Source organism: Sphingomonas azotifigens NBRC 15497 (assembly GCF_002091475.1).
Taxonomy (GTDB): Bacteria; Pseudomonadota; Alphaproteobacteria; order Sphingomonadales; family Sphingomonadaceae; genus Sphingomonas; species Sphingomonas azotifigens.
The window spans coordinates 81999-91065 of record NZ_BCTR01000004.1 but is presented as its reverse complement, the minus strand read 5'-3'; the positions used below and the strand labels follow the sequence as shown (position 1 = coordinate 91065).

At 70.4% G+C, this 9067-nt stretch carries 9 protein-coding genes; 4 read left to right on the top strand and 5 right to left on the bottom strand.

What is annotated here, in order from left to right:
- Positions 1–97 precede the first annotated feature (97 nt).
- Positions 98–523, top strand: a complete 426-nt coding sequence (locus SAZ01S_RS02600; protein WP_084579759.1) for a DUF934 domain-containing protein — start codon at positions 98–100, stop codon at positions 521–523.
- Positions 516–1280, top strand: coding sequence for a phosphoadenylyl-sulfate reductase (locus SAZ01S_RS02595; RefSeq protein WP_084579757.1), 765 nt, complete (start codon positions 516–518; stop codon positions 1278–1280). Before SAZ01S_RS02600 ends, SAZ01S_RS02595 begins: the two co-directional genes overlap by 8 nt.
- A gap of 6 nt (positions 1281–1286) precedes the next feature.
- On the opposite strand, the gene SAZ01S_RS02590 is transcribed toward SAZ01S_RS02595, so the two are convergent.
- Positions 1287–2612, bottom strand: coding sequence for a carbohydrate porin (locus SAZ01S_RS02590; RefSeq protein ID WP_139809906.1), 1326 nt, complete (start codon positions 2610–2612; stop codon positions 1287–1289).
- A 97-nt stretch (positions 2613–2709) separates the two neighbouring features.
- Between SAZ01S_RS02590 and SAZ01S_RS02585 the strand changes: the two genes are divergently transcribed.
- Together SAZ01S_RS02585 and SAZ01S_RS02580 are read left to right on the top strand one after the other, a co-directional pair.
- Entirely contained in the window at positions 2710–2988 is a 279-nt protein-coding gene (locus SAZ01S_RS02585) for a metal/formaldehyde-sensitive transcriptional repressor (protein WP_084579755.1), read from the top strand.
- An 11-nt stretch (positions 2989–2999) separates the two neighbouring features.
- On the top strand, positions 3000–3803 hold the full coding sequence (locus tag SAZ01S_RS02580) for a fructosamine kinase family protein (protein WP_084579753.1): 804 nt from the start codon (positions 3000–3002) through the stop codon (positions 3801–3803).
- Between the two features lie 173 nt (positions 3804–3976).
- On the opposite strand, the gene SAZ01S_RS02575 is transcribed toward SAZ01S_RS02580, so the two are convergent.
- From SAZ01S_RS02575 to SAZ01S_RS02560, 4 genes are all read right to left on the bottom strand, one after another.
- On the bottom strand, positions 3977–5872 hold the full coding sequence (locus SAZ01S_RS02575) for an XrtA/PEP-CTERM system amidotransferase (RefSeq protein WP_084579751.1): 1896 nt from the start codon (positions 5870–5872) through the stop codon (positions 3977–3979).
- A 115-nt stretch (positions 5873–5987) separates the two neighbouring features.
- Complete coding sequence (locus SAZ01S_RS02570) at positions 5988–7172, bottom strand: TIGR03087 family PEP-CTERM/XrtA system glycosyltransferase (RefSeq protein WP_084579749.1); 1185 nt, start codon at positions 7170–7172, stop codon at positions 5988–5990.
- A complete protein-coding gene (locus SAZ01S_RS02565; RefSeq protein WP_084579747.1) occupies positions 7172–8224 on the bottom strand; it encodes a FemAB family XrtA/PEP-CTERM system-associated protein in 1053 nt (350 codons plus the stop codon). Before SAZ01S_RS02565 ends, SAZ01S_RS02570 begins: the two co-directional genes overlap by 1 nt.
- Positions 8221–9066, bottom strand: coding sequence for an XrtA system polysaccharide deacetylase (locus SAZ01S_RS02560; RefSeq protein WP_084579745.1), 846 nt, complete (start codon positions 9064–9066; stop codon positions 8221–8223). Before SAZ01S_RS02560 ends, SAZ01S_RS02565 begins: the two co-directional genes overlap by 4 nt.
- Position 9067: the final 1 nt, after the last annotated feature.

Here is a 9067-nt window from a genome sequence, read left to right as displayed (position 1 = left end):
GGGGGGGGGGGGGGGGGGGGGGGGGGGCTGAGCCGTCTAAGCGCTTCTTCCACGTCGGTCCCTCCCCTAGCCCCTCCCGCAAGCGGGAGGGGAACTGATGGTTGAGTTCCTGCGCTACCGCGACGACGAGGCGCATGACGAGCCGGCGGTGACGCTCGACAGCTTCTTCGGCCAGTCCAACGCTACCGCGGTGCGGATCGAAGCCGGCGAGGATGCCCGTGCGCTGCTGCCGCATCTCGATCGCATCGCGCTGGTCGAGGTGAGCTTTCCCAGCTTCCGCGACGGCCGCGGCTATTCGTCTGCGCGCATCCTTCGCGAGGCGGGCTACAAGGGCGAGTTGCGCGCGCAGGGCGACGTGCTGGTCGATCAGATCCCGCTGATGCGCCGCTGCGGCTTCGACAGCTTCGCCCCCGACGCGCCGATCGATTCCGAAACGCTGGAGGCCGCGCTCGGCCGCTACGACTTCCGGTACCAGCCCGCAGCCGACAGCGTCGTGCCGGTGTGGAAGCTGCGGCATGGCTGACGCGGTGCGTCGCATCGACCGGATCGACGTGGCGCCGCGCTCCACCGAGGCGGACGCGGTCCGGCTCAACGCGCGGTTCGAGGGCGTGCCGACGCTGGAGATGCTGCGCACCGTGCTCGCCGAGAAGCTGACCGGCGAGACAGCGATCGTCTCCTCGTTCGGCGCGGAATCGGCGGCGCTGCTGCACCTCGTCGCCAGCGTCGATCGCTCGGTGCCGGTGCTGTTCCTCGACACGGCCAAGCATTTCCCGGAAACGCTCGCCTATCGCGACCTTCTGGTCGAGCGGCTCGGCCTCACCGACTTCCGCAATCTCCGCCCCGATCCGGCGCTGCTCGCCAAGCGCGATGCGACCGAGTTGCGCTGGTCCTATGATCCGGACGGCTGCTGCGAGATCCGCAAGGTGCTGCCGCTGGAGGCAGGGCTGGCGGGCTTCGACGCGACGATCACCGGCCGCAAGGCGTTCCAGGCGAGCACCCGCACCGCGCTGCCCCGCTTCGAGCTCGACAGCGACCGGCTCAAGATCAATCCGCTGGCGGACTGGACCAAGGCCGATCTCGACACCTATTTCGCCGCGCACGATCTGCCGGTCCACCCGCTGGTCGCCCAGGGCTATCTCTCGATCGGCTGCGCGCCGTGCACCAGCATCGTCAAGCCCGGCGAAGACCCCCGCGCCGGCCGCTGGCGCGGCTGGGACAAGACCGAGTGCGGCATCCACACGCCGACCGGCGACGACGACGCCAACCAGCCGGTGTTCTGAAGCGGCTCAGAACCCGCCGTGGAAGCGAACCGCGAAGACGTTGGCCGGCCCGCGATCCCGGTTGTACCCTGGGTTGGCGATGAACTGATAATCGAGCGTCACGTCGAAGCCCTTGCGCGGCTGCCAGTCATAATAGGCCTCGGCGATCGCCTCGCTGCCCGGGTGCGGCAGCTTGCCGTCGCCCACGAGCACGCCGATGCCGCCCGCATTCAGATACCGCTGATGCTCGCGCGAGATGCCGTTGACGATGCCGACCAGCCCGATCCGGTCGTTGGCCCGGCCCCAGCCCGCCCCGTTCAGCGATGCGCCGAACTGGGCGGTGCGATCGATGTCGGTGAAGTCATAGGGCTCGATCGAACCATCGGCGAAGCCGGCGCGGGCGAAGACGCCCAGCGTCGAGGTCACCGCCTGCTCCACGTTCACGTCCGCCCCCATGCGGGTCGTGCGCTGGCGAACAAGCGCCGTATCCGCCACCTGGCCTTGCGCCGCGCCGAGCGCCAGCGCATCGTCGAACCGCCCGAACTGCCCCCGATTGCGAAACGCGGTGACGCGGATCGCGCCGGGCTGGCCGCCGAGCATGTGGCGATGCTCGACCTCGACATCGACCTGGTACTGGCGGAAGTCGCGCTCCAGCGTCTCGCCATTGGGCACCTTGGAGAGGTTGAACAGACCGGCGCGCAGCGTCCAGGCCCCCTGATACCATTCGGCGGCGATGCCGGTGGAATAGCCCCAGGCATCGGCGGCATAGTCGAAGCTGCCGGTGTCGACCGCCGACCAGTTGAGGAAATCGCCACGCGGATCATGGGCGTAGCGGTTGGTGTCGAAGACGTCGCCGACGCCGAACTTGCCGGCGGTCAGCACCAGCCGGTTGGCGGTCTGGGTGCCCCCCAGCACGTTCATCGCCGGCGCCACCGCACTCGTCTCCCCGCCCAGCCCGATCGTCTGGCGGAAGAACAGTCGCTGGAGCCGCAGATAGGGCTCGTCCTTGCCGACTTTGTACGCCTCGGCGCTGGGAAAGCCCGCCACGCCCAGCGTGTTCGACAGGCCGAAGCCCTGATCGATCTCCGGGTTCGCCCACAGCTCGCCGCCCGCCCAGGGCCGCACGCCGGCAAAAAGCGTCACGTCGATCGTCTCGCGCACCTGCTTGGGCGCGAGGCTGTTGGTGCCGCGATAGGGATCGGTGAAGCCGCCCACGCCCTGCACCACCATCGTCGCCTGCCCGTGCACCGCCCAGGTCTGCGGGTCGGCGGTGTCCTGCGCCTGCGCGGCAATCGGCAGCAGGAAGGACAGCGCTGCCGTGCGTGCGGCAGCCTTGCGGAAGGCATGGACCATGATTGTGCACCCCGAAACCCGGCGGACATCGCCGACTCGACGGGGGCGCCCCTATACCCTAGGGGGGTATCAGGCAAGCGAAACGGAAGGGGCCAGCATGAGCCATGTCGCGCGCGAAAAGCAGAAGCTGCTTAACCGCTTGAAAAGGCTGCGCGGCCAGATCGAGGCGATCGAGCGCGCCGTCGATGCGGACGCCGAATGTGCCCGCGTGCTGCAACAGGCGACCGCCTGCCGGGGCGCACTCGACGGCTTCATTGCAGAGGTGATCGAGGATCATATTCGCGAGCACATGCTGGAACCCGATGCCGCGCCGGGCGATCCCAAGGTGCAGGCGGCCGAGGAACTGGTCGCGATCGTTCGCAGCTATCTGATCTGAACAGGCCGCCGATGCACACCAGCCTCGCCGACCGTGCCGCCGCCCTGCTGGGCACCCCCGTCCTGGGTGCGGCGGCGCTTTCGGGCGGGGATCTGTCCGCCGTGCACCGGCTAAGGCTCACGGATGGCGGCAGCGCGATCGCCAAGCAGGGGCCGCTGGTTTCGGTCGAGGCCGAGATGCTCGCCGCCCTCGCCGCGAGCGGCGCCCCCGCGCCTGCCGTGCTGGCGCTGGGCGAGGATCTGCTGCTGATCGAGGAGATGCCGAACGACGGCCAGTTCGGCACCAGCTGGGACAGCCTGGCGGCAGTGCTGCACACCCTGCACGCCACTGCCGGGCCCGGCTATGGCTGGCAGGCCGATTATGCCTTTGGCCGCGTCGCCGTCCCTAACGGGGCGAGCAGCGACTGGCCGAGCTTCTGGGCCGAGCGCCGCTTGCGCTGCCACCTGCCCCATCTGCCGGCGACGCTCGCGCGCCGGATCGATCGACTTGCGGATCGCCTGCGCGATCTGCTGCCCGCGCACCCGGCCCCGGCGCTGCTTCACGGCGATCTCTGGGGTGGCAACATCCTGGTAGCGGGTGGCCACGTCACCGCGCTGATCGATCCGGCCTGTTATCATGGCCACCGCGAGGTCGATGCGGCGATGCTGACGCTGTTCGACGCACCGCCGCCCCGCTTCTTCGACGCGCTCGCGCTGGAATCCGGATGGCAGGCGCGGCAGCCGATCTACCGGCTGTGGCCGCTGCTCGTGCACCTCCGGCTGTTCGGCAGCAGCTATGCCGGCGCGATGGAAGCGGCGCTGGCGGCGGTCGAGTAGCGACTCCGACAGGTTTCAGACGGCGGATAACGGCGCCTCGATCATCCTCGTCATTCCCGCGAAGGCGGGAATCCATTGCCCCCCACGCCCCGGGGAAAGAACCGCAAGTTCAGCGCCAATGGATCCCCGCCTCCGCGGGGATGACAACGTGTCTGGACGGAGGATCAAGGTGGTCAGGTCCCGAACAACCGCGCAAGGCTGCGCTCGAGCATCACCAGTTGCCACAGCGTGCGGCCATGCTCCGCGCGGCCGGACCGATGGTCCTCGGCCAGCCGGGCGATGGTGCGCGGCTCGAACCAGCCGCTCTGGAGCAGCAGCGGCGATCGGGCGAGCGCCGCCGCCTCGTCCGCCAGCGCGGTGCGGAACCAGCCGCTGATCGGGGTGACGAACCCCATCTTCGGCCGATAGAGGATCTCGCGCGGCAGCCAGGGCTCCAGCACCTTCTTCATCAGCCACTTGCCCTGGCCGCCGCGGATACGGAGCGACGGCGGCAGGCTCGCTTCGAACTCGACGAGCCGGTGGTCGAGCAGCGGCTCGCGCGCCTCCAGCCCTACCGCCATGCTGGTGCGATCGACCTTGGTGAGAATGTCGCCCGGCAGCCAGTGCTGGATATCGGCATATTGGGCGCGGTCGAGCGCGTCGCGCGCGGGCGCGTTCCGCATCGTCTCCACATACCGCGTTTCGGCCCGATAGCCGCCAAGCGCGGCGCGCGCCGTGTCGCTGTAGAGCTGGTCCCGCAGCGCCGGCGTGGTGACGCCGACCGCCTTGGCATAGGCGGCCGCCCCGTCCTCGGCGAGCGCGAGCAGCGTCGTCTTGGCGCGCAGCGGCCGCGGCGCCCAGTCGGCCTTGGGGTAGAGCGCGCCCAGCTGCCCGAAGACCCGTGCCCGCAGGTCCGGCGCGAGCAGCCCGCGCACCCGCTCCTCGGCGGCGAAGAAGCGGTGGCGGCGATAGCCGGCCAGCGCCTCGTCGGCGCCGTCGCCCGACAGCGCCACGGTCACGCTTTCGCGGGCGAGCTGGCACACCCGGTAGGTGGGCAAGGCCGAGGCGTCGGCGAAGGGCTCGTCGAACGCCGCGACCAGCGTCTCGATCAGGCCGTAATCCTCGGCGCCCACGGTTCGGGTGCGGTGGCTGGTGGCGAAACGCTCGGCGACCTTGGCGGCATAGCCGGTCTCGTCGAGCCCGGCCTCGTCGAAACCGATCGTGCAGGTCTTCACCGCCGCCTTGCTGCGCTCCGCCATCAGCGCGACCACGGCCGAGCTGTCGACGCCGCCCGAAAGAAAAGCGCCGAGCGGCACGTCGGCGACCATGCGCGACCGCACCGCGGCGCGCATCCGCTCGACCAGTTCGGCCTGCAGGTCGCGCCGGCTGCCGGTGGCGCGACGGCTGAAGTCGATATCCCACCAGCGCACCGGCTGCGGCACCGGCCGGCCGCGCTGGACGAGGAGGAAATGGCCGGCGGCAAGCTTCTGCACGCCGGCGACGATGCACGCGTCGTCAGGCACATAGCCGAGCCCGAGATAATCCTCGACGGCGCGAAAATCGGCGGCGCGGCGAAGCAGCGGATGGGCGAGGAGGCCCTTGAGCTCGGAGGCGAAGGCAATCGCGCCATCGGCGAGTTCGGCGTAATGGAGCGGCTTCACCCCGAAGCGATCGCGGGCGAGGAAAAGGCTCTGCGTCGTAGCGTCATAGAGCGCGAAGGCGAACATGCCGTTCAGCCGCGCCAGCAGATCCGGCCCCCAGGCGCGCCAGCCATGGAGCAGCACCTCGGTATCGCTGTCGGTCGAGAAGCGGGCGCCGAGCGCCGCCAGCTCGGCCCGGACCTCGCGGAAATTGTAGATCTCGCCGTTGAAAGTGACGGCGAGGCTCTGATCGGGCAGCGCCATCGGCTGGACGCCGCCCTCCAGATCGATGATCGCCAGGCGGCGATGGCCGAGCCCCACCCCGGCGACGCACCACACCCCCGAGCCATCCGGGCCGCGATGCGCCTGGGCATCGCTCATCGCGACGATGCGGGCGGGATCGATCGGCTTGGGAAGCCCGGGGTAGAACAGGCCGGCGATGCCGCACATCAGCGCATGCCCTCGTGATCGCCCATCCCCACCCCGCCGTTGCTCGTCCTGATCCGCATCGTGGGCGGGCGGTACCAAGCGACGGGCAGGTGCGCCACCCCAAGGGTGCGCGGGCTCATGCCGATGCGGCGAGCAGCGCGTCGAGCGGTGCCAGCCGTGCGTCCCAGCCATAGCGGGCGACGACGCGGGCGCGCGCCGCCGCGCCCAAAGCCCGGGCGCGCGCAGGGGTGGCGAGCAGGTCGCAGACGCTGTCGGCAAAGGCTGGTGCGTCGTCGGCGACGCAGAGCGTGCCGGCGTGATCAATCCCCTCGGCCGCCGCCGGCGACGCAACCACCGGCAGCGCCATCGCCATGCCTTCCAGCACCTTGTTCTGGATGCCGCGGGCGAGGCGCAGCGGCGCTACCACCAGCGTGGCGGCGGCGAGCCAGTCGCGCACATCGGGCACCGCGCCGGTCACCACGATGCCCGCGCGCTCGGCAAGTGCCTGTACCGCTGACACGGGGGCACGGCCGACGATTACGAAGCGGGCGGAGGGATGGACGTCACGTATCCGCGGCAGCACCGCGTCGGCGAACCAGGTCACCGCCTCGATGTTCGGGCGATAATCCATCTGGCCGGTGAACACGAGCAGCGGCCCCTCGCCCGCCACCGGGTCGAAGCGCAGCGCCGGATCGTAGAAGGCGGTATCGATGCCGTTCTCGACGGCATGGACGCGGCGCGCGCCGGCCCGCGCGCGGAACAGCGCCGCCTCGGCGTCGCTGACGAACAGGCTCACATCAGCGTGTTCGGCCACCTGTTGCTCGTGGAGGAGGAGCAGTCGCGCCTCACGCCGGTGCACCCAGCGCATCGGACCATGGGCCTGTTCGGCATAGGCGGCGAACTTGGCCGAATCCATGTCGACGAAGTCCATCACCACGCGCTGCGCCGGGCATGCGGGCAGATACTGCGCCATCTGGCTGGAAAAGAGGAAGATCGTGTCGATCGGATGCCGGTCGAGCAGCGCAGTCACCGCCCGGTGCACCTCGGGATGATCGAATGCGGTGAGCGAGACCGGCCGGCGCTGGAGCAGCGCGCGCACTCCCGTCCACGGCGTGGGCGGCGACCGCCGGACGATGGTGCGGCTGGCCGTGAAGGGCTCCAGCCCGTCCTGCTGCTCCAGATCGGCGGCATCGTCGGCAAAGGCGACGAGGTGGACGCGGTGATCGCGCGCCAGGTGGCGGAGCAGATGATACGCGCGGATCTTGTCGCCGCGGTCGGGCGGAAACGGAATGCGATGCGCGAGAAAGAGGATCTCGCCCATCAGCCGAGCCCCCGCGCGATCCAGGGACCGATGCGGTTCGCCGCCCACACCGGCAGCCGTTTCCACGCGGCGATCTGGAGCCGGTATTTGGGATCGAGCGGATTGATGCTGCGCGGTTCGGCGCCTTCTGCATGGCGTGAGAAATAGGTCAGCGGGAGCGGTGTGAAGCCCCAGTTCTTCTTGAACGCCGCCGCGCCGGTGCCGACCTTCGAGCGGCCGAAATCGAACCGCGCGCAGCCGCGCAGCCGCGCATGCGCCATCAGCGCGAAATACATCCGGTCGTTGGCACGCAGGCCTCGCGCTGCCTCGGTCCCGCCGCCCCAATAGGGATAGACGGTGCCGCGCCAATACAGGCTGAGGACGCTGGCGACGGCGCGGCCCTGATGGCGGACGGTGAGGATGTCTGCCTCCCGCCCGAACGCCTCCAGCACCGCGCCGAACAACGCGGCGGGGAAAACCGGCGTGCCCAGATTACGGACGCTTTCCGCATAGACGGCATAGTGCACGCGCCGGGCCGCCCGATCGGCACCGACCTCAACCGCAAGGTCGGCCGCGAGCGCCTTGCGCAGTTCGGCGCGCTGCTTGCGCGGCACCGCGAGCAGTTCCGCCTCGTCCCCGGTGGCGAGCCGCCGGACGAAGCCGACATAGGTGGCATCGTCGCGCTGCCAGTCCGCGCCCGGGCACGGGCCGCCGCGCAGATCGAGGCTCGGGCAGCGCAGCCGCTCGGCAAGGCGCCACGCCGCTGCCGCCAGCGGTGCGACCGCGCCCTCCTGTGCGGCGAGAATGCCGCCGCCGACCCCGAAGCCGGTCGACACCAGCGCCCGTCCGAACAGTGGCGAAGCGATCGCGGTCAGCGGCAATAGGCCCGCAATCGCCCCATCGCCCCGCTCTGCCACCAGATAGTGACTTTGCTGACGACATCCTTTCGCCACCGCCATGCTCCACTCGGGGAGGTGGAACGGCGTACCCTCGGGATGCGCATCGACCCAGGCCGCCAGCCGGCGGCGCTCGGCCGCGTCGTGCAGATCGGCGGACCGAACCGCGAGCGTCACGCCAGCCGCTCCGCGGCGCGCTCGGCGACGGCGTCCATCCGCCCCCAGCGATGCGCGGCGATCAGCCGGCGCAGCTTGCCCGCCATCGCGCCCAGCCGGGCATAATGGCGCAGCCGCGACTTGAGCGGCGCGCCCGCGACGCGCGGCTGCCCGGGATCGATTTCCCAGGGATGGAAATAGAAGATCGCCGCCTCGTCGCCGGCATTGGCCACCCGGACCGCGCGATCGGTCACGCCGTGCGGCAGCAGCCGGAAGAAGCCCCCGCCGGCGGTGACCTCGCGGCCCAGCACCCGCGCGATGGTAATGGGCAATTCGATCAGCCGGGCATCGGGCAGCGGCCGGAACGGCACGCGCGGCGCATCGGGCCAGCCATAATGGTCGTGCGCGATCGGCGCGATACTCGAGGAATAGCAATAGCCCGCCTCGGCGAGCACCGCATGCGCCCAGGGCGTCCGCCGGTCGATCGAGAAGCTCGGCGCCCGGTAGCCGTTGACCGCCACCCCCGCGGCATCCTCCAGCGCGGCACGGGCGCGGGCGAGATCGACGCGGAACTGGTCCGGCGTCAGGGTGAAGACGCGGGCATGGTCCCAGCCATGGCTGGCGACTTCATGCCCGGCCTCGGCGATGCGGCGGATCAGCCGTGGGTGCCGCTCGGCGACCCAACCCAGCGTGAAGAAGGTGCCCTGCACGCCCGCTTCGGCGAACAGGTCGAGCACGCGATCGGTGTTCGCCTCGACGCGTCGCTCCAGCCCGTCCCAGTCGTCGCGCCGGATCGTCGTTTCGAACGCGCCGACCTGGAACCAGTCCTCGACGTCGACCGAGAGGCCGTTGCGCAGCGTCATG